19 protein-coding genes are annotated in these 21,235 nt (G+C 53.7%); 6 read left to right on the top strand and 13 right to left on the bottom strand.

The features are described from left to right. Nucleotides 1-12: 12 nt before the first annotated feature. The gene (locus tag GN107_RS07015; RefSeq protein ID WP_125706618.1) at nt 13-1,275 is read left to right on the top strand and encodes a tyrosine-type recombinase/integrase; all 1,263 of its coding nucleotides are present in this window, start codon (nt 13-15) and stop codon (nt 1,273-1,275) included. A gap of 130 nt (nt 1,276-1,405) precedes the next feature. Here GN107_RS07015 and GN107_RS07010 read toward each other — a convergent pair whose 3' ends face one another. The 5 genes from GN107_RS07010 to GN107_RS06990 form a co-directional block, all read right to left on the bottom strand. Next, nucleotides 1,406-1,657 (bottom strand): type B 50S ribosomal protein L31, encoded by a 252-nt coding sequence (locus tag GN107_RS07010; protein ID WP_155287021.1) that lies wholly within the window; start codon nt 1,655-1,657, stop codon nt 1,406-1,408. Nucleotides 1,658-1,810: 153 nt separating this feature from the next. Further along, on the bottom strand, nt 1,811-3,082 hold the full coding sequence (gene murA, locus GN107_RS07005; protein ID WP_155287020.1) for a UDP-N-acetylglucosamine 1-carboxyvinyltransferase: 1,272 nt from the start codon (nt 3,080-3,082) through the stop codon (nt 1,811-1,813). A 347-nt stretch (nt 3,083-3,429) separates the two neighbouring features. Beyond that, nucleotides 3,430-5,031, bottom strand: a complete 1,602-nt coding sequence (gene pyrG / locus GN107_RS07000) for a CTP synthase (RefSeq protein WP_155287019.1) — start codon at nt 5,029-5,031, stop codon at nt 3,430-3,432. Nucleotides 5,032-5,848: 817 nt separating this feature from the next. Then, nucleotides 5,849-6,373, bottom strand: coding sequence for a DNA-directed RNA polymerase subunit delta (rpoE, locus tag GN107_RS06995; protein ID WP_230678572.1), 525 nt, complete (start codon nt 6,371-6,373; stop codon nt 5,849-5,851). Between the two features lie 96 nt (nt 6,374-6,469). Then, nucleotides 6,470-6,907: a YwiB family protein gene (locus tag GN107_RS06990; RefSeq protein WP_155287077.1), complete on the bottom strand. Its 438-nt coding sequence runs from the start codon at nt 6,905-6,907 to the stop codon at nt 6,470-6,472. 171 nt (nt 6,908-7,078) lie between these two features. On the opposite strand from GN107_RS06990, the gene GN107_RS06985 reads away from it, so the two are divergent. Together GN107_RS06985 and yidA are read left to right on the top strand one after the other, a co-directional pair. Beyond that, nucleotides 7,079-8,434 carry an HD domain-containing protein gene (locus GN107_RS06985; RefSeq protein WP_155287017.1) on the top strand — a complete coding sequence of 452 codons (1,356 nt, stop codon included), beginning with the start codon at nt 7,079-7,081 and terminating at the stop codon, nt 8,432-8,434. Nucleotides 8,435-8,466: 32 nt separating this feature from the next. Then, on the top strand, nt 8,467-9,282 hold the full coding sequence (yidA, locus tag GN107_RS06980) for a sugar-phosphatase (protein ID WP_155287016.1): 816 nt from the start codon (nt 8,467-8,469) through the stop codon (nt 9,280-9,282). Here the strand turns inward: yidA and GN107_RS06975 are convergent. Continuing rightward, nucleotides 9,279-9,734, bottom strand: coding sequence for an NUDIX hydrolase (locus tag GN107_RS06975; RefSeq protein WP_155287015.1), 456 nt, complete (start codon nt 9,732-9,734; stop codon nt 9,279-9,281). The genes yidA and GN107_RS06975 overlap by 4 nt on opposite strands. Before the next feature lie 73 nt (nt 9,735-9,807). Between GN107_RS06975 and GN107_RS06970 the strand changes: the two genes are divergently transcribed. From GN107_RS06970 to GN107_RS11495, 3 genes are all read left to right on the top strand, one after another. After that, nucleotides 9,808-10,866, top strand: coding sequence for a YdcF family protein (locus GN107_RS06970; RefSeq protein ID WP_155287014.1), 1,059 nt, complete (start codon nt 9,808-9,810; stop codon nt 10,864-10,866). A 70-nt stretch (nt 10,867-10,936) separates the two neighbouring features. Then, the gene (gene mscL, locus GN107_RS06965; protein WP_155287013.1) at nt 10,937-11,326 is read left to right on the top strand and encodes a large conductance mechanosensitive channel protein MscL; all 390 of its coding nucleotides are present in this window, start codon (nt 10,937-10,939) and stop codon (nt 11,324-11,326) included. A gap of 846 nt (nt 11,327-12,172) precedes the next feature. Then, the gene (locus GN107_RS11495; protein WP_371863481.1) at nt 12,173-12,271 is read left to right on the top strand and encodes a type I toxin-antitoxin system Fst family toxin; all 99 of its coding nucleotides are present in this window, start codon (nt 12,173-12,175) and stop codon (nt 12,269-12,271) included. A gap of 624 nt (nt 12,272-12,895) precedes the next feature. Here GN107_RS11495 and GN107_RS06955 read toward each other — a convergent pair. The 7 genes from GN107_RS06955 to ispE all read right to left on the bottom strand — a co-directional run bounded on the left by GN107_RS06955 (nt 12,896) and on the right by ispE (nt 20,818). Continuing rightward, nucleotides 12,896-13,879, bottom strand: a complete 984-nt coding sequence (locus GN107_RS06955; RefSeq protein WP_155287012.1) for a ribose-phosphate diphosphokinase — start codon at nt 13,877-13,879, stop codon at nt 12,896-12,898. A 138-nt stretch (nt 13,880-14,017) separates the two neighbouring features. Continuing rightward, a complete protein-coding gene (gene glmU, locus GN107_RS06950; protein ID WP_155287011.1) occupies nt 14,018-15,409 on the bottom strand; it encodes a bifunctional UDP-N-acetylglucosamine diphosphorylase/glucosamine-1-phosphate N-acetyltransferase GlmU in 1,392 nt (463 codons plus the stop codon). A gap of 216 nt (nt 15,410-15,625) precedes the next feature. Continuing rightward, nucleotides 15,626-16,444, bottom strand: coding sequence for a LysM peptidoglycan-binding domain-containing protein (locus GN107_RS06945; RefSeq protein WP_155287010.1), 819 nt, complete (start codon nt 16,442-16,444; stop codon nt 15,626-15,628). Between the two features lie 196 nt (nt 16,445-16,640). Beyond that, nucleotides 16,641-17,780: a VanZ family protein gene (locus tag GN107_RS06940; RefSeq protein ID WP_155287009.1), complete on the bottom strand. Its 1,140-nt coding sequence runs from the start codon at nt 17,778-17,780 to the stop codon at nt 16,641-16,643. Then, nucleotides 17,780-18,628, bottom strand: coding sequence for a pur operon repressor (gene purR / locus GN107_RS06935; protein WP_155287008.1), 849 nt, complete (start codon nt 18,626-18,628; stop codon nt 17,780-17,782). Before purR ends, GN107_RS06940 begins: the two co-directional genes overlap by 1 nt. A gap of 432 nt (nt 18,629-19,060) precedes the next feature. Further along, nucleotides 19,061-19,942, bottom strand: coding sequence for a cation diffusion facilitator family transporter (locus tag GN107_RS06930; protein ID WP_155287007.1), 882 nt, complete (start codon nt 19,940-19,942; stop codon nt 19,061-19,063). Nucleotides 19,943-19,969: 27 nt separating this feature from the next. After that, nucleotides 19,970-20,818 (bottom strand): 4-(cytidine 5'-diphospho)-2-C-methyl-D-erythritol kinase, encoded by an 849-nt coding sequence (gene ispE / locus GN107_RS06925; protein ID WP_155287006.1) that lies wholly within the window; start codon nt 20,816-20,818, stop codon nt 19,970-19,972. Nucleotides 20,819-21,235 lie beyond the last annotated feature (417 nt).

Below are 21,235 nucleotides of genomic sequence, written 5' to 3'. Positions count from 1 at the left end.
AGGTCTATCATTATGTCAATCACAAAAACCCAAGCTGGTACCTATCAGGTCAGCGTTTTCTATCCAAAAGCCGTTCGCGAACTCATGGGCGTCGCCGGACAGACCCGTTTTCGGGAAACCATTTCGACCAAACAAGCCGCGGTCGCAAAGGAGCGTGAGATCAACAAGAAAATCAAAGAAGCCCAAAAGAACGGCAACGCTCGTTCTCTTGAGCTTAAAGGTAAAATTCTATTCAAGACGTTCTACAAAGATGTCTTCATGCCACTGTATCTGACTGGCTCCACTGGTCGGGCACCGGTTGTCCCAACTAAGGCTACTGTCGAATATCAGCGTGGGTTGTTCAAGAACCACCTATTGCCAATGTTCGGCTCCTATTCGATGACCTACCTGAACTCCAACAAAGAGTTCGTCGTAGATCAGCTCAAGGAGAAGTCAGAGCACTTCGCTAACATCAAAACGGTTAAGGCGTATGTGCGCCAAATGTTTGAAGTTGCCGAGATCCTCGACTACATCGAATATGACCGCGTTGGCAAGTCCCTTCGCCTTGTTGGGCAACCACACAAAGATAAGCTCAAGAAGGAGCGGGTGAAGAAAGGCGAGTTCCTGACCGCAGAGCAACTTCTGGACTGGCTACAAGCCACGAAAGAGGACTATGAACGCGGTAAGCTATCTTTAGCCGATTACACCCTGTTCCTCCTAACGTTGCACCTAGGCGACCGTAAGAGCGAATCCTACGCTTTGCAATGGAAGCACATTGATCTGGAAGCTGGCAAGTTATATCTGGTTCAGTCACTCGACAGTGATCGCGACGCTAAGGACACTAAGGGACACAAGCAAAGCATTATGACCCTGCCACAGGATATTCTGTATCTGTTGGCCGACTGGAAGACAGAACAAGCCAAACAGCTCGAAGCAATCGGGGTAGAACAAGATGGTGAGCAATGGCTGTTCACCTACGTCACTCGTGAGGGTGTTCACAACCAGCCACTTTACTCCGACTACCTCAACGCACGAATCAAGTCAGTCAACCGGCGTCACCCTGAATTGGTCTACCTGCATCCACACAAGATGCGGCACACGTTTAGCACCCTAGCACGACAAGGTGGTGCGTCTATGGAAGACATCTCCAGTGCACTCACCCATTCCAGTGTTTCAACCACGAGAACTTACGTGAATACACCGGATATAATAACAACAGTCACCCACCAACGCTTCCTAGATCGGCTGAATTCCGCAAGACTAGAAAAACAAAAAGACGTTCAGAATTCAGATTGAACTCCAAACGTCCTCATATTGAGCCAAATTCTCGTACAAATCACACTCGATTTGATGAATTTGTACGAAAACCAACTTTTAAGATTCCCGTCACGCCGCGGTTCGTGGCCGCAATGTGACAAAGTGGTCTTTATTTGCTGGTAAGACCGTACTTCTTGTTGAAGCGCTCAACACGGCCATCTGCCTTAGCAAACTTCTGCTTGCCGGTGTAGAAGGGGTGGGAGTCGGATGTAACTTCGACACGTACGAGTGGGTACTCGTTGCCGTCGTCCATCTTGATGGTTTCGGAACTAGTAACAGTTGAACCAGCGATGAACTTGAAGCCGGTTGAAGAGTCTTGGAATACTACCTTGTGATAATCTGGGTGAATGCCTTGCTTCATGATGTTTTTCTCCTTTGCCCTAAACTATTGCCTAGTCTAGAGATATTCTTGTCAATAACTGTATTAGTTTAACACGAGTTGCAAGTTCTGGCAACGCAGGATAAGCAGAGCGCAACCTTTTACCTTGCGGAGCTCGACCACGTAGCAGTTGGTCTAGTCTGGTAAATCCTCAAGTTCCACGTCCGCCCCGAGGTTCCGGAGCTTCATTACTACCCGGTCATAACCCCGCAGGATGTTGTCGACTTTGGAAATAACCGTCTCGCCATCCGCAATGAGGCCGGCGACCATCAGGCAGGCACCACCACGAATTTCCTCGGCGGTCACCTGGGCACCATGGAGCTGATCAGTATAGTTGATAATGATCTGGTCGTGATCATTCACGTGAATGTCAGCACCCATTTTGGCTAGTTCTGGGACGTGACGGGTCCGCTTGGGATAGATGCGGTCAACGATGCGGCTCTCGCCCTTGGCACACAACAGCAACGGGGTCATGGGCTGCTGCAGGTCGGTAGCAAGACCAGGATAGGTGCCAGTCTTCACGTTCACAGCCTGAAGTTCACCGGAAGGATAGACGAAAATCGAGTCCTCGCCCACATCCATGGTCACGCCCATTTCCTCCAGCTTGGCCAAGTAGGCATCCAAGTGTTCGGAAATGATGTTCTTGATCATGATGCCCTCGCCCATGGTTGCGGCAATCGACAAATAAGTTCCGGCTTCAATGCGGTCCGGAATAATCGTGTGCGCGTTGTGGGCAGCGAGCTGCTTGACCCCTTCAATGCGGATCACGTCAGTCCCGGCACCACGAATCACGGCCCCCATGTTGTTCAGGTAGGTCGCGAGGTCAATAATTTCCGGTTCCCGGGCCACGTTCTCAATGATTGTTTGCCCCTCAGCGGTAACAGAGGCCAAAATAATGTTAATGGTTGCCCCGACGGACGCCATTTCCAGGTGAATTCGGGCTCCGTGCAGACCGCTCTTAGGGGCTTCAATACCAATGACCCCATTGTGGGCGGTCACGGTCGCACCAAGGGCTTCAAACCCCTTGATGTGCTGGTCAATTGGCCGGGGACCAATATCATCCCCACCCGGCAGACCAATCACCGCGTGGCCAAAGCGACCGAGCATCGCGCCCATGAAGTAATAGGACGCCCGCAGCGACTTGATTTTACCGCTTGGTAGGTCGACCATCTTAATGTTCGTTGGGTCCACCTTGAGAATATTGCCCGTGAAATCGGAGGGCACGTTCATCTCGCCCAAGATACTCATTAAATTATAGACATCTTGAATATGGGGCACCGCGTCTAGCGTGACGGGGGTCCGCGAAAGGATCGCGGCGGGGATCAGCGCCACGGTACTATTCTTTGCGCCGCCAATGACGACCTCTCCGGCCAGCCGCTTGCCGCCGTGAATCAGCATTTTTTCCATCGAAACGTTTCCTCACTACATCACTTTTAGGACAGAGCGTTTACGTTTAAGTTTAATCGCACCCTGCAGTTACTTGTACGAACCCGCGCCTGAATTAACGGCGCTGGGCGAATCTGAAAATGAAACCCAAGTCACTCGAGGTGCTAAATGTTGCCACCCAATGATAACCGCGCTGACAATTTGCGAGTTCAACCGTCCTTAATGCGACGAATCGTGAGAACCACGCCAAAAAAGCCGCCAACGCGCTTTCGGTTCCAGTCTACTTGATACTCATTATTCCAGTTTATAGAAGCGCCCCTTAAAAAACAAGGGGCGCCTCTGTTTGTAACTATTTAGTTTGGTGAGTTCTAATCAAAGTCTCCAGCAGCCTTAATGAAGGACTTGAACAGTGGTTCTGGCTTGGTTGGCCGGGACTGGAATTCTGGGTGGTACTGGCAACCAACGAAGAACTTGTTCTTTGGCAGCTCGATGATTTCCATCAGGCGGTCATCAGGACTGGTCCCGGAGAAGACTAAGCCCTTAGCTTCCATTGGCTTACGGTACTTGGTGTTGAATTCGTAACGGTGACGGTGGCGCTTCTGCACTTCCTTAACGTTACCGTATGCGGCAGCGGCAACGGTGCCCGGCTTGAGGTCACATGGGTAGAGACCCAGACGTAAGGTGCCACCCAAGTCGCCATCCTTGTCCTGATCAGGCAGGATGTCGATGATTGGATTGCCGGTGTTCGGTTCCGTTTCAGTGCTACCTGCATCGGCGAGGCCGAGAACGTTGCGGGCAAACTCAACGGATGCCATCTGCATCCCAAGGCAGATACCGAGGAATGGCACGTTGTTCTCACGCGCGTAACGGATCGCGGCAATTTTGCCTTCCAGACCACGGTCCCCGAAACCACCGGGAACCAAGATCCCATCGGCGTCACCGAGGAGCTCCTGGGCGTTGTCATCACTGACGTCTTCGGCCTGCAGCATGTTGATCTGAATCTTAGAATCATAGCTGTAACCGGCGTGACGCAGTGCTTCGGCAACAGAAATGTAAGCATCCTTCAGGGCAACGTACTTACCAACGAGGGCAATCTTGACGGTACCATGCAGGTGCTGCACCTTGTCTTCGAGGGTAATGAAGTCGGAAATGTCGGCATCCTTGGTTTCGAGGCCGAGGAACTTGCAGACGTATTCGTCCATGCCCTGTTCGTGCAGGACGCGGATAATGGAGTAAATGGTTGGTACGTCTGGTGATTCGATGACGGCCTTCTTCGGCACATCAGTGAAGAGCGCAATCTTGTCCTTCATGGAGTCGGTCACGCGCTTTTCGGTCCGCAGAATCAGCATGTTGGGCTGAATTCCGAGTTCCCGCAGTTCCTTAACGGAGTGCTGGGTTGGCTTGGTCTTCATTTCGTCGGCCGCACGCAGGTAAGGCACCAGCGTTGCGTGCACGTACATCACATTGTCGGCACCGACGTCGGCCTTCATCTGGCGAATAGCTTCCAAGAATGGCAGGCCTTCGATATCACCAACGGTCCCCCCGATTTCGGTGATGATCACATCGGAATCAGTGTGGGAAGCAGCGCGCATGATCTTTTCCTTGATCATGTTCGTGATGTGCGGGATAACTTGAACGGTCGCGCCCTTGTAATCACCGCGCCGCTCTTTTGCGAGTACTTCTGAGTAAATCTTCCCAGTAGTGACGTTGCTGTACTTGTTGAGGTTAATGTCGATGAACCGTTCGTAGTGACCAAGGTCAAGGTCAGTCTCGGCCCCATCGTCAGTAACGAAAACTTCACCGTGTTGGTAGGGGTTCATGGTTCCTGGGTCCACGTTGATGTAGGGATCAAACTTCTGGATTGTAACCTTGAGGCCGCGACTCTTGAGCAGCCGGCCGAGGGATGCCGCAACGATCCCCTTTCCAAGAGAACTGACAACACCACCGGTGACGAAAATATACTTGGTCATATTTGCTCCTATCCTTGGACGTAGCGCCCGCAAAGCAGACGCACGCCCCATTAATGTCCATTATCTACAGCTACGATACGTGGGGTGGAAAAACAAAAACAAGCTCCCCATTCATAAGAACAGGGAGCTCGTAACCGATTGCCTCCGCCGAAGTGCTCACGGAGTGCCCAAAAAGTATCCTATCCAAAATAGAGGGGCGTGTCAAGGGTAGGAGGAGATGATTTTCTGAAAATGGTCATAAGACACGTCGTCTTTCTCCAAAAGCCAGCTTCTACTCGGATGTCCATTGCACTTAGTACAAATGCACCTGCAAGCTACAAAAATCGTGTTAGCCCTTGCTTCTTGCGTAATCCTGACCATTACAAAGCTTTGCGAGTTGTCGGTTACAGTCGCCACCACCCTCGGCCGCCTTCGGACCTTTCTGAGTAGGAGCTAAGCGGTGCGAAGGCGGCCTTTGAACGTGCAACGCAAACCAGCTCCTACTCCTTTGTCCATTCCACTACGGGCAGCAAGCTGCACTAGTGGAAATGGCTCCGCTTAGTACAAAAGCACCTGCAAAACACAAAAATCGTTTTAGCCGTTGCTTCTTGCGTAATCATGATCGTTACAAAGCTTTGCGAGTTGTCGGTTACAGCCGCCACCACCCCCGGCCGCCTTCGGACCTTTCTGAGTAGGAGCTAAGCGGCGCGAAGGCGGCCTACATACGTGCTCCAAAAGCCAGCTTCTTCCGCTTAGCAAAAAATCCTGCCCAAGCACAAAGTACGTGCTTGAACAGGATTTTCCCCTAATGCTCAGAAGCTAAACGGCTTTTGAAGCACTATTCCTCTTCATCATCATCCGCATCGTCGTCGCTGAATTCGCTCAGCTGGCCTTCGATGCCGTCTGGTAATGCGTCGGTTTCGTCGTCAGTGGTGTCACTGTCATCGGTGCTGTCCGTTGTGTCATCGTAGCCATCAGCGGTATCGGTGTCGTCGCTTGCATCAAGATCATCGTCTTCAGGATCATCATCGTTGTAATCGATGATGTCATCGTCATCACCAGCGTCGGCAAGGAAGGCGTTGACCTTCTTGTGCTTCTTCTTGCGCTGTGGCGTCTCGTCTTCTTCTGGATGGTTGACTTCTTCGTCAACGGATTCGAATGGGTACCAGGAACGCAGCCCCCAGACGTTGTCGCCGAGAGAGATAAAGCTCCCGTCGATGTTCAGGTCCGTAAAGAACTGTGGCAACCGTTCGCGGATTTCTTCATCACTCTTGCCCAAGAAAGTCTGGATTTCGTTAGCGATGTCCACGAAGGCCATCGTCTCGCCCTTTTCCTCCAGAATTGCATGGGCAACTTCAATCATGGATAACTCATTCTTGTCGGCGTCTTTCAATACGTCAAGTTTCAAGCTAGTCGCGCCCCTTTCAACATTTTCACAGATACAATCAAATATACTTGACTACGCATTAAAAAGCAAACGGAGGCGGTAATCGCCAATATGTTGGCCGTTTGCGCTCAAACGGTACTCTATATAAGCTTCGCCGCCGGTTGGCTCGTTATTCAGGGCGACATCCATCCGGGGCGTAATCGTCTCGACTGGAATGACTCCGTACGGCGTGTGGTACTGCGCCGTAACTTGCTTCTCGGCAATGAACTGCAGCCTGACGTGGGTATCGTTGTTGCTGCTACCCCGAATCAAGGTCACCGCCTCAGTCCCCTGAATTTTGAAGGTGACGGGCAAGTGCTCGTCCCCAGGCTCGATGTAACGTACATACCAGGTGTCGCCAAGTTGGACCACTTGGCCTGGCTCATCAAACTGATGGTGCTCTTTCTCTCCGTCTTGGTCAACCCAAGTTTCAACGTGCACTTGCACCGGAACGCCACGTGACATGTCCATCATTATCAATCCTTTCCTACCTGCTAATTATATTCTATGCTAACGCAATTTGGCCGGCTTATTTGGCTTTTTCCGCGAGTTTCCAAAATATGTTTGCTTACCTTATAATAAAGAGGTAAATACAGCGTTTCCGCGGCGACTTTTTGCCGCGGTGAAAGGCGGCTATAAATTTTGAAGATTGAAATGCTTCCCCGCGAAAAAGTTTTCCGTGATCCAGTTCATAATTATATTCACGTCCAGCACCGCGTAATTTTGGACCTCATCAACAGTCCGGAATTACAGCGGCTACGGCGGATTCACCAACTTGGGGTCGCCAGCACCGTGTTCCAAGGAGCGGAGCACACCCGCTTCACCCACTCCCTCGGCGTTTACGAGATTGCCCGGGAAATATGCGACAATTTTGAGCAAAATTATCCGAAAAAGGCACCTGACGACGGGCTCTGGGACGATTCAGAACGGCTAGTCACCCTTTGTGCCGCCTTACTGCACGATATCGGCCATGGCGCATACTCGCACACTTTTGAACATATCTTCCACACCGACCACGAGGCCATCACGCGCCAAATCCTGACCAGCCCCGAAACCACGGTCAACCAGATTCTCAGCCGCGTTGCCCCGGACTTTCCGCAAAAGGTGGCCAGCGTCATCGACCACACCTACCCGAATCCGCAAGTTGTCCAGATCATCAGCAGTCAGATTGATGCCGACCGGATGGACTACTTGCTGCGGGACGCCTACAACACCGGTACCAAGTACGGTCTTTTCGACCTAACCCGGATTCTGCGCGTCATGCGGCCATACGCTGGCGGCATCGCTTTCGAACCGAGCGGCATGCACGCCGTTGAGGACTACATCGTCAGTCGTTTCCAGATGTACCAGCAGGTTTACTTCCACCCAGTTTCCCGCGGGATGGAAGTCATCCTGACGGGGATTTTGCAGCGGGCCAAGGAGCTCTACGAAGCCGGCAAGTTCACCGACCCCGGCACGGCGCCACGCCTGCTGGAACCCTTCTTCGAAAATAACTTCACCCTGCACGATTACCTGCAGTTAGACGATGGCGTGCTGACCACTTACTTCCATTACTGGCTCGATTCCAGCGACAAAATTCTGGCGGACCTCAGCGCGGCCTTCCTCAACCGGCGCCCGCTCAAGTCGGCTAGCTTCACGACCGACACGGAGCACTTGCTGCCGGAAATGGCGGCCTTGGTGGACGAAGCCGGCTGGGACAGCAAGTACTACACCGCGACCAACTCGAGTTACGACCTGCCTTACGACCAGTACGACCCCACCAGCGCGACGCCCAAAACGCAAATCGAGATCATGCAGCACGACCAGACGCTGGAGGAATTATCAACGCTCAGTCCACTGGTCGGCGCCATCACGGGCAAGGTCAGTGGCGACGAGCGCTTCTACTTCCCGAAAGCCATGCTGACGCCAGCGTCTTCTCCAGATTACAAGCCAGTTTACGGTAAGTTCCAGCGCTACTTAGCCAATGAAAGTGTCATCGACCCCGCCATTTACGGCTAAGCGCCGGGTCAAACGAAAGGACTACTTTATTTATGCCAATCAAATTAATTGCAATTGATATGGATGGGACCTTGCTGAACGAGAACAATCAGCTGAACCCCGCCGTTGCTGAGGCCGTTCGCGCGGTCCGGGCCACCGGTGTCCGCGTTGTGCTCGCCTCGGGCCGGCCGCTGCCGGGTGTCATGTCATTTCTGCCGCAGCTGAACCTCGTCAGCAAGGATGACTACGCGATTCCGTACAACGGTGCGCTGGTGCAAAATACCGCCACGGGTGCGGTCCTGATCCGGCACACCCTGAGCTACGCGGATTACCTCAAAATTTACGCACTCGCAGCGACGCTGGGCGTGACCATGGCGGCGGAGGACGAAGAGGCCATGTACACCGACGCCCCGGAAGTTGGCGCAACGATCATGCACGAGGCACTGAGCACCAGCATGCCGCTCCGCTTCCGCTCGCCACTGCAGCTAAACCGCACCAGCGAGTTCTCCAAGTTCTTCTTCGCCGGTACGAAGGCTGAACTGGACGCGGCTGAAAAGCAGCTGCCAGAAGCAGTCCGCAAGTCCTTCTACGTTGTCCGCAGCGAAGATTACCTGCTTGAATTCCTGAACCCTGCCGTCAGCAAAGGCGCCGCCCTGAAGGAACTGGCGGCGCGTCTCGATATCCCCGCCAGCGAGGTGATGTGTCTCGGCGATTCAAACAATGATATCTCAATGTTCGAATTCGCCGGCACCGGCATCGCCATGGGGAACGCCAACGCCGCCGTTAAGGCTCTGGCTAAGGCAGAAACTGGCACCAATGCCGAAGACGGGGTCGCCCAGGCCCTGCACAAGTACGTACTGGAGGACTAGTCAGTCGCCCGCTGCATTTTGAGCCACTGCGCCACCGCGTACCGGTGCGTCGGCCGCTTGAGCTGCGCGATTGCTAGATCAATCGGCATCATCATTAGGGTGTTGAAATCTTCGAGCGGGTCGGCCGTGATGCGCATGTTGCTGCACGCATAGAAGGTCGCCGGGTGGTAGTAAGCCGTCTCCCGGTGGTGGGAGTAGAAATACTCCGCCGCCCGGCCGAGCCGCGGCCCGATATCAACGCTGACGCCGAACTCCTCAAGCAATTCGCGCGTCAGGGTCGCATGGTCGTCCTCGCCGGCCTCAACGCCGCCGCCGGGCAAAAAGTCCGCGCCATTGGGAGCTTGCAAAATCAGGATGCGCCGGCCAGAATGGTCTGGAATCACGCCGTAAACACCGACGCGTTTGACATAATCATAACGAGGATCCTTGGTACCAAATACTGGATCTGTCATTTTATTTCACCGCCTTATTATGTGCCTCACATTATAAGCTAATTAGCTTTCGACTGAAAGGAAACCACTAACTTTGGACGTCGCAAACACAGATAATTTTGTCATTTTCCTTGTTGCCCTCGCCGCAGCAGCTACCGCCGTCGCCATTGCGTCTTACGCAATCGAACCGCGGCGCTTGCTGAACGGGCTCCTCATTAACCTCGCCCTCGGCTTTGATGTCATCGGCGGCGGTGCGCTGGTCATCGTCAGCCACGAGTCATGGCTCATCATCCCAGCAGTAGTTGTATTCGGAATCGTCATGATTGCCTTCCTGCTGCTGCTGACCTTCCACTTGGTCTTCCTGATCTGGAACGCCGTGCTGGTCTGGAAACGTGAGAGCCATTCACTGGCGAACATGCTGACGCTGCTCATCGCCGTCGCCCTGATCATTATTTATCTATTTAATATTTTTGGTCAGCGCCTCTTGCCGGCCCGCATCGCCCGGACCATCGACATCCTCATCACGCTTGAGGGTGCTTACATCCTGCTCACACTGGCGAACTTCCTGATGGCCCTCATTGCCTACAACTTGCACCGGCCGTGGCACCGCCAGGACTTCCTCATCGTCCTCGGCGCCGGCCTGATTGACGGCCACAAAGTCAGCCGGCTGCTGGGCGCCCGCGTCGACCGCGCCATTAAGTACTACCGCCGCCAAGTCAGCAAGGGCCGCAAGCCGCCGCGCATTATTTTCTCCGGTGGCCAGGGCCCTGACGAACAGCTCAGTGAGGCCAAGGCCATGCAGCAATATGCCATCCAAAATGGCATCCCGGAAGTGGACACTTTGCTTGAAGACAAAAGTCGCACCACACTCGAGAACATGCGTTTCTCAGCTGCACTCATTCAGCAGGAGACAAAAGGTGCGCCTTACCGTGCCCAATTCTGCACCAACAACTACCACCTGTTTCGGGCCGGACTTTACGCCCGTCAGGCCGGACTACATGCCAACGGTCTCGGTGCCCACACAGCGCCCTACTTCCTACCTAACGCCACGATTCGCGAGTACGTCGCGATCCTATTGCTCAACAAGCGGCGGCACATCATCTGGGTCAGCATCATTGCGGCTTTTGCACTCCTCACCGGCCTCGTTGCGTAGCTAGTATCAGTGCTTCCAAGGGCTTATAATTATTGTATAGACTAGCCAACAGTTATAGGAGGACACCATTATGCTTAAGGAATTCCGGGACTTCATCATGCGCGGCAACATGCTCGACATGGCCGTTGGGGTCATCATTGGGGGCGCGTTCACGGCCCTGGTTGGCTCCTTAACCAAGAACCTCATCAGTCCGCTGCTATCGTTATTCGTCGGCAAAGCCAACCTCAGCGCCATCTCCTTCACGGTGCTAGGCGCGCAGTTCAAGATTGGGACCTTTGTTGACGACATTATTAACTTCATCATCATGGCCTTCGTGGTCTTCCTCTTGGTCCGCACAGTCAACAAGCTGCGGAAGCCAAAATCCGCGGCGCCGGCTGGGCCAACGGAAGCTGAGCTGCTGCTGCAAATCCGCGACTTGCTGGCGGAACAAAAGGGCGACGACACCAAACAGGTGCACTGAAATCCAGATTCGGTTTAACCGTACTTCCTTGTGGAGTGCGGTTTTTTTAGTCCATAGGCAACTATTATTTTGAGTCGTTGAAGCCCGCCTGGAGGGAAGCAGCTGCTTACCTTTGCTTCCCGGGCGGCGGGCGCATTTTCCTCCCACTACGCTGGCGGTAGTGACAGACAGGCATGCTGGGGCCGCTGCAGGATTGGCAAAGTGCGCCAATTCTTCCGCTGAGCTCCGAGCCCGCCATGTTAAGTCAGCACAATCGGTAAGCTTGCATTCAGCGACTACAACATCCTAGCGGTCTCTCCACTCGCCCCGAATATTGAAGGTAGTAGCCTTGTAAAGCCCACAAGGCTACTACCTTCAATATTCGTTTCAGCATGGTCACTACCGCCAGCTGCATTCCCGGAAAAGGCGCCCGCCACCCTACAGAGAAGTTCTCAATTTGCACACGTCTGTACTGAACGCATATAGTACGCCGTGAAATATCCCCTATCTTCATCTGCCTGTTATTCATAAACAACGCCGAGCCATAACGTCCGCCTATCTACAATAGCCAATTGGTAGCTGCAGTTGACGCAACTTTTAGCAAAATGTCTCGGAAACCAACCGCTCGTATATACACAGGACCAGGTATTCAACCCACAATTAAGCAATGGATGGAGATAATATTTCCAGAAGCTGAGGCCTTCTAATCAAGTATTGCGCATAAAAGTTACGCCCAACAATCCAGGTATCTTGTATACCTACCTTCATTTGCTGCTACTGCAGAACTGGCCATTATCTACACGGTTAAATTGGTTCAATTAAGGATATGTAAAACAAAAACCGCGCAGCTAGCGGACTACGCGGTTGGTGGTGATTTTGAGCAGTTTTGATAATGCGATTGTTGCGCCTTTACTCGTTGGTGTGATTCTGCTTTTGGTACATCACTGGCTAAACGACCACAAGTAAAGTAAGTAGCGACGCATGTCTAGCGTCTGGCACCGGAAAGCACAGTCTTCTAGCAGAGGCTGTGTTTTTAAATGCCACAATCTTAAATTCAAGCACAAAAAAGCCGCATAGCTATCAGAATACGCAACTGGTGGTGATTGCTTGAGCAACTTTGATGTCTTTAGATTTTAACACCACCGAACAAGCCTGACTAGATGATACGTTAACTACCTGCTTCGCCAACTTGGAACACACAACTAGATTCAGCGTATATTGGTCAAGAGAACGTGGATTGTACGTAAAATGTCTGACAACATGGCGCATGACAGCAGGTAGTAGCCGGGAGGGGCGCCGCTGCGTAGCGTAGTATATGCCACGTAAAGCCCAGACAGTTGTTAGGCAGCGCTCTTCTGCCTAACAACTGGGGGTGATTTTGGGACCGCGACTGAGCGTAGCGAGGGCGGCCCCAAAATTAGGCGGGAGCAAAGCGTAGTGCGCAGCACGGAGCTTCGCGGGAGCCGGCCCCGGGCTGTTCCACGCGCCAAGCATATACGTAGCGGAGCAGCGGCGCCCCTCACCGCGAGAGTACAAAAATATGGGCCCCCTCCAATTTGGAGAAGACCCATCCGAGCAAATTTTGATTAATTATTCTGCATCTTTACGGAAGCGATTTTCGAACAGTGGTGAAACTGGCCGGTTCTCGTGGATGTACTTGATGGCGCGACCGATGAGCGGACCAACGGAAACCGTCACGAGCTTGTCGAGCTTCTTGTCCAGCGGCTGCTGGATGGAGTCGGTCACAACGACCTGCTCGATAACTGAGTTCTGCAGGCGCTCGATAGCGGGGCCAGAGAAGACAGCGTGCGTTGCGGCAACGCGGACAGAGTTGGCACCGGCGTTCTTGAGGGCTGCGGCGGCCAGGGTGATGGTGCCGGCAGTGTCGATCATGTCATCGATGATGATCGCATCCTTACCCTTGACGTCACCAACGATGTTCATAACTTCGGCAACGTTAGGCCGTGGCCGGCGCTTGTCGATGATGGCGATTGGTGACTTCAGGAATTCCGCAAGCTTGCGGGCCCGGGTCACACCACCGTGGTCAGGGGAAACAACAACCGTGTCGTCACCGACAAAGTGGTTGCGCAAGAAGTAGTCGGCAATCAGCGGTGCACCCATCAGGTGGTCCACTGGAATGTCGAAGAAACCTTGGATTTGGGCGGCGTGCAAGTCAAGCACGAGGGCGCGGTCAGCACCGGCACGCTCGAGCATGTTTGCGACCAGCTTGGCCGTGATTGGTTCGCGGCTCCGTGCCTTGCGATCCTGCCGTGCGTAACCGTAGTAAGGAATAACAACGTTAATCGTGTTAGCTGAGGCCCGTTTCAAAGCGTCAATCATGATGAGCAGTTCCATCAAGTTGTCGTTAACGGGCGCTGAGGTGGACTGAATCAAGTAGATATCGTCCCCACGAATACTCTCTTCGATATTAATCTGAATCTCACCATCAGAGAAGCGACGGACAGATGACTTACCCAGCTCAACTCCAACTTCCGCAGCGATTTTCTCGGCGAGCGGCTTGTTTGAATTGAGGGCAAAAATCTTGAGTTTCGGGTCAGCGTAATGCGCAGACATGGTAGCCTCCATATTTTGATAATTTATTTAACATCCTAGTAAAGTCTAACGGAATGGCTGAAAAAAGCAAGCAAGGTTTATGGACTGCTTTCATGAAAATCATTTGAACTGTTACCATACCGCTTACAAAATTAGAGCTTAGTTCCAATCCTTAGAATCTGCTAAGGGCAGGCGGTCCCAGAAGCCTTCCTTGTTCGTCTGGCGCTGACGGGCAATGGCCATCGCGTGGAATGGTACGTCCTTGGTGACCGTTGAACCAGCGGCAATGAAGCTGTGGTCGGCCACGTCGACTGGGGCAACAATGTTGGAGTTGCTGCCAATGAAGGCTTTGTCGCCGACATTTGTGTGCCACTTCTTAACGCCGTCGTAGTTAACGAAGACAACCCCGCAACCAACGTTGATGTCTTCACCAAGGGTTGCGTCACCGACGTAGGTCAGGTGGCCGATCTTGGTGTTCTTGCCGATGGTGGCCTTCTTGACTTCACAGAAGTTCCCGATGTGGACGCCTTCGCCAATATCACTCTGGGGACGCAGGTGGCTGTTCGGACCGATGTCGCTACCGGCACGCATGATGCTGCTCTCGATGGTCGAGCTGCGGGTCGTTACGCCGTTTTCAATCGTACTGTCGATGATGACGGTGTCGCTACCAATCATGCAATCCTCACCGATGACAGTTTTGCCTTCGAGGTGGACGCCGGGTTCGATGATGGTGTCACTGCCGATTTTGACATCAACATCAATGTAGGTGTTTTCAGGGTCGATGATGGTGACCCCATCGCGCATGTGGGCCTCGTTGATCCGCTTGCGCATGACCTTGGTGGCGGAAGCAAGGGCAACGCGGTCGTTGACCCCCTGGCTTTCATCAAAGTCGGCCATCTTGTAAGCAGCAATGACGGCGCCGCGGCCCTTCAGGATTTCGATGACATCGGTGAGGTAGTATTCACCCTGCGCGTTATCGTTCTTGACTTCATGCAGTGCGGAGAAGAGTGCCTTGTTGTCGAAGCAGTAAACACCGGTGTTGATCTCGTGGATCTGAGCCTCTTCGGTCGACGCGTCCTTTTGCTCAACAATCTTCTGCACGGTGCCGAGGTCGCCGCGCACGATGCGGCCGTAGCCGGTCGGGTCCGGTGCGCTGGCCGTCAGGATGGTTGCCTTGGCACCCTTATCCTGGTGGTAAGCGAAGAGCTTGTCAAAAGTGGCGGCGGTGAGCAGTGGTGTGTCCCCGCTGACGATCATCGTTACACCGTCCTTGTCGCCGAGCAGTGGTTCTGCCTGCAAAACGGCGTGACCGGTACCGAGCTGGTCTTCCTGAACAACGAACTGGCTACGGTCACCGATTGCGGCTTCGACAGCCTCGGCGCCGTGGCCCACAACGGTCACGATGTCGTCGGGGTGAATTTGCTCGACCTGGGTCAGCACATGGTCAACCATGGACTTGCCGCAGACCTTGTGCAGAACCTTGTACAGCTTGCTCTTCATGCGGGTACCCTTACCCGCAGCCAAAATAATCGTGAACTTGCTCTCTGTCATCAAAATAGCTCCTTAATATAATGTCTGAATGCTTCAATAATAGCACAGTCGGCACCGCGGCGGGAGTATTAAGGAATTGGTCTAGGTCACTGTCGTCAGGGCTCAACACCCGGTACCGCCGGATTATTCAGTGCTATCTGCTACTGCTGGTCTTCTTGGCAGCCATCAAAAAACCACCGCAGTTGCTACTGCAGTGGTTCCAATCAATTACTTAGTTTAGTGAACCCGGAGCACTTCGCCCGGAGTGATCGCAATGCTGTTACCCAGGCCGTTCATTGTCTGCAGCTGCTTGAGCGTCAGACCGTGGTTGACGGCGATGCGGTACATGTTGTCGCCTTCCTTAACGGTGTAGGTAGCTGCGGCAGCTTGGGCTCGAGCGGCCGCTGCCCGACTGCTAGCGGCCCGTGCACTGGCCTTCTTGCTTTGCGCAGCGAGCATTTTGCTGTAGCTGCTAGCTGCGGCAGCAGACTGCTTGCTGGCGCTACTTGCGCTCGCAGCGGCGGCTGAACTGGCGGCAGCGGCACTCGATGAACTGGCAGCCGCAGCAGCCCGACTACTTGCGGCCGCACTACTACTGGAGTCCGTCGTACTACTGGTCGAACTCGCACTCGTTGCGGCTAACTTCTTCTTGGCCTTGTGGTGCTTGTGGTGGCTGCTGCTGACGCTACTGCCCCCGCCATCGACGAGCACACTCTTCTTCTTAGCCGGCTGCTTTTTGGCTTTAGTAGCCACCTTGGTGCTCTGCGGCGTCGATGAGGAACTCGTGTCCGCCTCGTGGTCCGGATTGCCAAACTTGATGAGGATGAAAAAAATCACCGCCAGGATGGCACCCCAACCGACTAGCCGGAGGTAGATACGGTGCCGGCCGATTTTGCGTTCTTCAAGCAGCATCGCTGTCAGTTCGCGCTTCTCGATCCGATTGTGCGTTTTTTCCAGTTGTTTTTCCAAGTGACGCAAGCGCTCACTGTGATTCAAGCCATCGAGTTCGGTGCGAATTTGTTTTATGTATTCTGCAGATGTTTGTTTGTGCCCCATGATTAACCCTCCTTCGACTATGTCCCCAGAACCAGCCCTTGTTACTGATTATAAGGCTCTATAGCAAGGCCGCCAATGGCAAAATGCAACTTAACTCTCATTATGTTGAATGTTTTTTAACATACTGAGAAAATCTACGAACTGGTGCGTATATCAAAAAGGCGGCGACTGGATGATTCCTGTCGCCGCCTTGTGCTTATTTTGCTTTTGTTGGTGCCGTACTGATCAAGCGCGTCTGCGCCCAGTCGTCGTAAAACAGGCGGCCATCACGGTGCACCAGCGTCCACACGACGTCGGCGCTGAAGAACAACACGAACAAGCTCAGGATGCCCACGATGATGAAATTAAGTTGCGTCCGCTTGCTGATTTCCGTCAGCACCATGCTCGACTCGCTAAGCCAGAGTTGCCAGATTGGTAGGCAGAAGTAGTAGAGCAGTGCGTACCGCAGCGGCGCGCGCCACCACTGCGTTTCGCCACTAGCACCAGTAACACGCAGCCGCACCAGACTTTTGCCCAGCGTGGCGCCATCGCGGCCAGCAAGCAGGCCGAACACGATGGCAATCATCAATACATAGGACCAGCGAGCGCTAGTAGTGGCGCGCACGTGCAACGCGTGCAGGCCCAGTTCAAGGAGGAAGCGAACGATGCCACCAATCACAACGTAATCGACCAGGAAGGCGACGAAGCGGCGCAGCCAGCCCACTTTTTTGCCACGCTCATAGCTCTGCGCGTCCATGCGCTCCCGGCTCGGGAACGCGCGCCGGATGAGCGGCGTGAGGTAGTAGCCCAGCATCCCGCCGAGTGTGTTGACGATGAGGTCATCAACATCGAACAGCCGGTATGGCCGCGGGTAGATGAAGTAGAGGCCACTCAGCTGCGTCAGCTCGAAGAACAAGCTGAGGCCAAACGACATGAGCAGAACCTGTTTCCAGCTGCGGCGGAAGTAATAGCGCAGGTAAAAACCAAAGGGTAGCGTCAGCAACATGTTAAACGCCGGCTGCAAGAAGGACGCACTGCGCAGCGCCCCCGGCCAAGTTCCCGGACTCGCCAGTGCGAAGCCACTAGTATTGAAGAACTCGCGGACGGCCGTGAACGGGATCAGCTGGTAGCGCGCTGTCGTCAATTTTGCCACCGCCGCAACGGACGGCAGCGGCAAAATGATCATGAAGTACGCCGTGAGCATGTAAAACACAAAGGAGTACAGCACCAGCGCGCGGACAAAGGTGAAGCTGCCGTAGCGCCGGTACTGCACGATCAGGAAGGGTAAGGCAATCAGGAGGGCCAGGAATGGAAAGGTGATGATGGCCATCTTGATTGGGAACACGTAGGCCGACATTACTTATTGAAACCGGCAAGCAGGTCCGCGTTCTTCACCAAGTAGTTCCCTGCCTTAGCATTAATCGTCTTCGCCTTGGGGTCCACTGGATCCAGCTGCAGCAAGGACGTGTAATCATCAATCATCCGGTCGCCAGCAAAACTGCCCTCGGCGAATACGGACACACCAACCAGCTTGGCGTCGAACTCATCAATCAGACTCTTCATCCCGTTGACAGTGCCGCCGCCCTTCATGAAGTCGTCAACGATCAGGACGCCGGCGCCACTCTGGAGGCTGCGCTTACTGAGTTCCATCTTCTCCACGCGGTCGGACGAACCGGACACGTAGTTAACGGAAACAGTGGAACCCTCAGTGATTTTGGAATCCCGGCGCACAATGACAAACGGCACGTTCAGGTACTGGCTGACACTCTGGGCAATCGGAATGCCCTTGGTAGCGACGGTCATGACCGCGTCCACGGATGAGTCGAGGTACTGGGTCGCAATGAGACGGCCGATTTGGCGCAAAATCTCCGGTGTGCCGAGCAGGTCGGTCAGGTAAACGTAACCTCCTGGCAGCAGGCGCTTGGAATCAGACAGGCGCTGGGCAATGCTGGTGATGAATTCCTTGGCTTCAGGTTCAGCGATGATGGGGATGTAACGCACCCCACCAGCAGCACCTGGAACAGTTTCCAGAATCCCAGTTTGGCGCTGGGCAAAAGTCCGGCGAATGATGGCCAGATCTTCACTGATCGATGACTTCGCGGATTCATAACGCTGTGAGAAGAAGGTCAGCGGGACCAGGGTGTGGGGCCGTTCCAATAAGTAGCGGGTCATGTCAATGAGCCGGTCGCTACGACGTGTTTTCATTTTACATATCTCCTTAGTTCTTACTCTATTTAGATTATTCTGTTAGAAACGGATTATACCAGTTGATTATACATAATCATACGTGAATTAAGCAAACAAATCGGCCATATTTTCGTGATTATTCGCGAAATCTCGTCACTTTACCAATTTTGGCTTAATTACGAACGTTTGGCATTGTCTATTTCGCGCTCTCTTGGCGCAATCACATTCACCGCCGCCGTAAAAACACATCCCCGCAACAATATCTTCACAACTGCCGGGTATATTAAACAGCATAGAAGTGAGTTTTCCCAGAGGCTCACCTCATCTTCTTCATTTTTCTCCACCTAATCGATTCCCAGCACCGGCGTCCCCAGAGCGCCGGTGTTTTTGTGCACAAAAATGACCAAGCACCATCAGCACTTGGTCAGCAGAATCGCTAATTAATTTATTTTAGTAGTTATTATCCATCGCCGACATCTTCGCATAGTCACCGCATTCAATCTGAATCGTGATGTGGTCAATCGCGCAGTGCCGCCGCAAGCGGGCGCTGAGGTTGCTGATGAACTTGTCGTTGTCCGCCCGCGTCGTGCGCTCCAGGTGCACGGTCAGCGCTGTATCAGTGGTACTGACAGCCCAGATGTGCAGGTCGTGGTAGGACTTGACCGTTGGGTAGTTCGCAATGATTTTGCCCACTTCCTTGACGTCCACTGAACGCGGCACGGCGGCCAATGCCAAGTTGACGGCATCCCGCAGCAGGCCCCAAGTTGCGACCAAAACGACCACACCGACGATGATCGACATCAACGGGTCGACCCAGTTCCAGCCGGTCAGGTTCATGATGAAGCCGGCCACAACCACCGCCGCGGAGACCCCCGCGTCAGCGGCCATGTGCAAGAAGGCGCTGCGGATATTGAGATCACCCTGGCGGCCGTGCATGAACAGCAGCGCGGTGCCGCCGTTAATCAAAATTCCGACGCCGGCAACAATCATCATCGGCGTACCCGCGACGTGACCGGGGTTCCGAAAGCGCCCGATGGCTTCGATAATAATCGCAGCCATCCCCACGAGCAGGATAAACGCGTTGATGAGCGCGGCCAGGATCGAACCGCCCTTCATTCCGTAGGTACGCCGGAGCGTTGGGCTGCGGTGCGTCAACTTGTCCGCCAGCCAGGACAGGGCCAGGCTGAGGACGTCTGATAAGTTGTGCAGCGCGTCCGCAACCAGTGCCACTGAGCCAATCAGTAGCCCGACAGTTGCTTCGATAATCACATAGACGGTGTTAATCGCCATTCCCAGCGAGAACGCCCGCCTATTCGTTGGGTGTTCGTGCATTTGAATCTTCCTTCCTAATTCGCGGGTCTAACCGAGCGTGTGCACTAGGTAAACCTCCCGGCAAAAGCCCTTCATACTATTATAAACCCGCACGGCCCGGGAGCGCTTGGCACAAAGACCAAACACGGTCGGCCCGGAGCCGCTCATCTGGGCGACATCCGCACCATACTTGAGCAGCCGCTCTTTCAGCGCGTTGATCTCCGGGTGCCGCTGGGCCGTCACTGCTTCCAGACTGTTCGCCATGCCGGCAGTCATCAGCGCAAAATCATTTTGCTTGATGCCAGCTAGCACTTTATCGTTATCCGGGCAGAGCGTCTTGCTCTTGTAGTCAAAAGCCCGCAGGATCCGCGGGGTTGAAATCGACAGACTCGGCTTGGCCAGCACCACCCAGAATTGAGGCAGCTTGCCCAGCGGTTCAACAATTTCGCCGCGGCCACTCACCAGCGCCGTCTCCGAGTAGACGCAGTACGGCACATCTGAATCCACCCGTAGGCCGATGCGCGCCAGTTGCTCTCGGGAATAACCTAAATGCCACAACTCATTGAGCCCCCGCAGGACCGCAGCGGCATCCGAAGAGCCGCCACCAAGACCGGCAGCGACGGGAATATGTTTTTCAATGTGTATCCGGGCGCCAGCATGCACGCCAGACTCTTGCTGCAGTGCACGCGCCGCTTGGTAAGCCAAGTTTCGGGGATCCTCAGGCAAGAAACCACTATCAGTAGTTACACTTATCGTCTTTGCGGGTCGGATGTGAACATAATCCGCGAGGTCAACACTCGTCATCACCATCCGCCACTCATGATCACCGTTGCGGTGCCGATAGAGTGCATCCAAACTCAGATTAATCTTGGCCGGGGCTTTTTGCATAATTTCCATAGAAACCACCAGTCGTTCCGTAATATTAATCTCAGTATACGATTTTACGCAGCCGATTGCATTGTCAATTCACGAAAGTATGGTTTGATAGTCCGCAACACGGCCGGCGCTCGGGGCGAAAGAGCAAGAGATTACCAGTGCAATCGGTTCGTTGCCTGAGTAACTGCAGGTGGAATTTAATTCAACCAGAGTAAAACCTCAAGCCACCGCTAGCACACGATTACGCCAGAATATTTTGCGGATGCATTGCCGTAATCTGCACTGACCGATAACGATATTCGTCCCTCCGCGCCCACCCCTGAGTCGAAACGGGGTGGCGGCTGAATCCAGCATATCAGCCTGATATGGTCCCTTTTGGAGAGACAACTAAATATCTACATTCTCTGAATGGAGGTTATTTAGATGCCTAGGTCCAAA

The organism is Lacticaseibacillus zhaodongensis (genome assembly GCF_009687905.1).
GTDB classification, from domain to species: domain Bacteria; phylum Bacillota; class Bacilli; order Lactobacillales; family Lactobacillaceae; genus Lacticaseibacillus; species Lacticaseibacillus zhaodongensis.
This window is presented reverse-complemented; position numbering and strand designations above follow the sequence as displayed.

Excerpts from the sequence above, each read along its gene's own strand:
- purR (WP_155287008.1), bottom strand. The coding sequence starts at position 18,628 with ATGAAAACACGTCGTAGCGACCGGCTCATTGACATGACCCGCTACTTA.
- glmU (WP_155287011.1), bottom strand. The coding sequence starts at position 15,409 with ATGACAGAGAGCAAGTTCACGATTATTTTGGCTGCGGGTAAGGGTACC.
- murA (WP_155287020.1), bottom strand. The coding sequence starts at position 3,082 with ATGGAAAAAATGCTGATTCACGGCGGCAAGCGGCTGGCCGGAGAGGTC.
- GN107_RS06930 (WP_155287007.1), bottom strand. The coding sequence starts at position 19,942 with ATGCACGAACACCCAACGAATAGGCGGGCGTTCTCGCTGGGAATGGCG.
- GN107_RS07015 (WP_125706618.1), top strand. The coding sequence starts at position 13 with ATGTCAATCACAAAAACCCAAGCTGGTACCTATCAGGTCAGCGTTTTC.
- GN107_RS06975 (WP_155287015.1), bottom strand. The coding sequence starts at position 9,734 with ATGACAGATCCAGTATTTGGTACCAAGGATCCTCGTTATGATTATGTC.
- pyrG (WP_155287019.1), bottom strand. The coding sequence starts at position 5,031 with ATGACCAAGTATATTTTCGTCACCGGTGGTGTTGTCAGTTCTCTTGGA.
- yidA (WP_155287016.1), top strand. The coding sequence starts at position 8,467 with ATGCCAATCAAATTAATTGCAATTGATATGGATGGGACCTTGCTGAAC.
- GN107_RS06945 (WP_155287010.1), bottom strand. The coding sequence starts at position 16,444 with ATGGGGCACAAACAAACATCTGCAGAATACATAAAACAAATTCGCACC.
- GN107_RS06940 (WP_155287009.1), bottom strand. The coding sequence starts at position 17,780 with ATGTCGGCCTACGTGTTCCCAATCAAGATGGCCATCATCACCTTTCCA.
- GN107_RS06990 (WP_155287077.1), bottom strand. The coding sequence starts at position 6,907 with ATGGACATGTCACGTGGCGTTCCGGTGCAAGTGCACGTTGAAACTTGG.
- mscL (WP_155287013.1), top strand. The coding sequence starts at position 10,937 with ATGCTTAAGGAATTCCGGGACTTCATCATGCGCGGCAACATGCTCGAC.
- GN107_RS06955 (WP_155287012.1), bottom strand. The coding sequence starts at position 13,879 with ATGTCTGCGCATTACGCTGACCCGAAACTCAAGATTTTTGCCCTCAAT.
- rpoE (WP_230678572.1), bottom strand. The coding sequence starts at position 6,373 with ATGATTGAAGTTGCCCATGCAATTCTGGAGGAAAAGGGCGAGACGATG.
- ispE (WP_155287006.1), bottom strand. The coding sequence starts at position 20,818 with ATGGAAATTATGCAAAAAGCCCCGGCCAAGATTAATCTGAGTTTGGAT.
- GN107_RS07010 (WP_155287021.1), bottom strand. The coding sequence starts at position 1,657 with ATGAAGCAAGGCATTCACCCAGATTATCACAAGGTAGTATTCCAAGAC.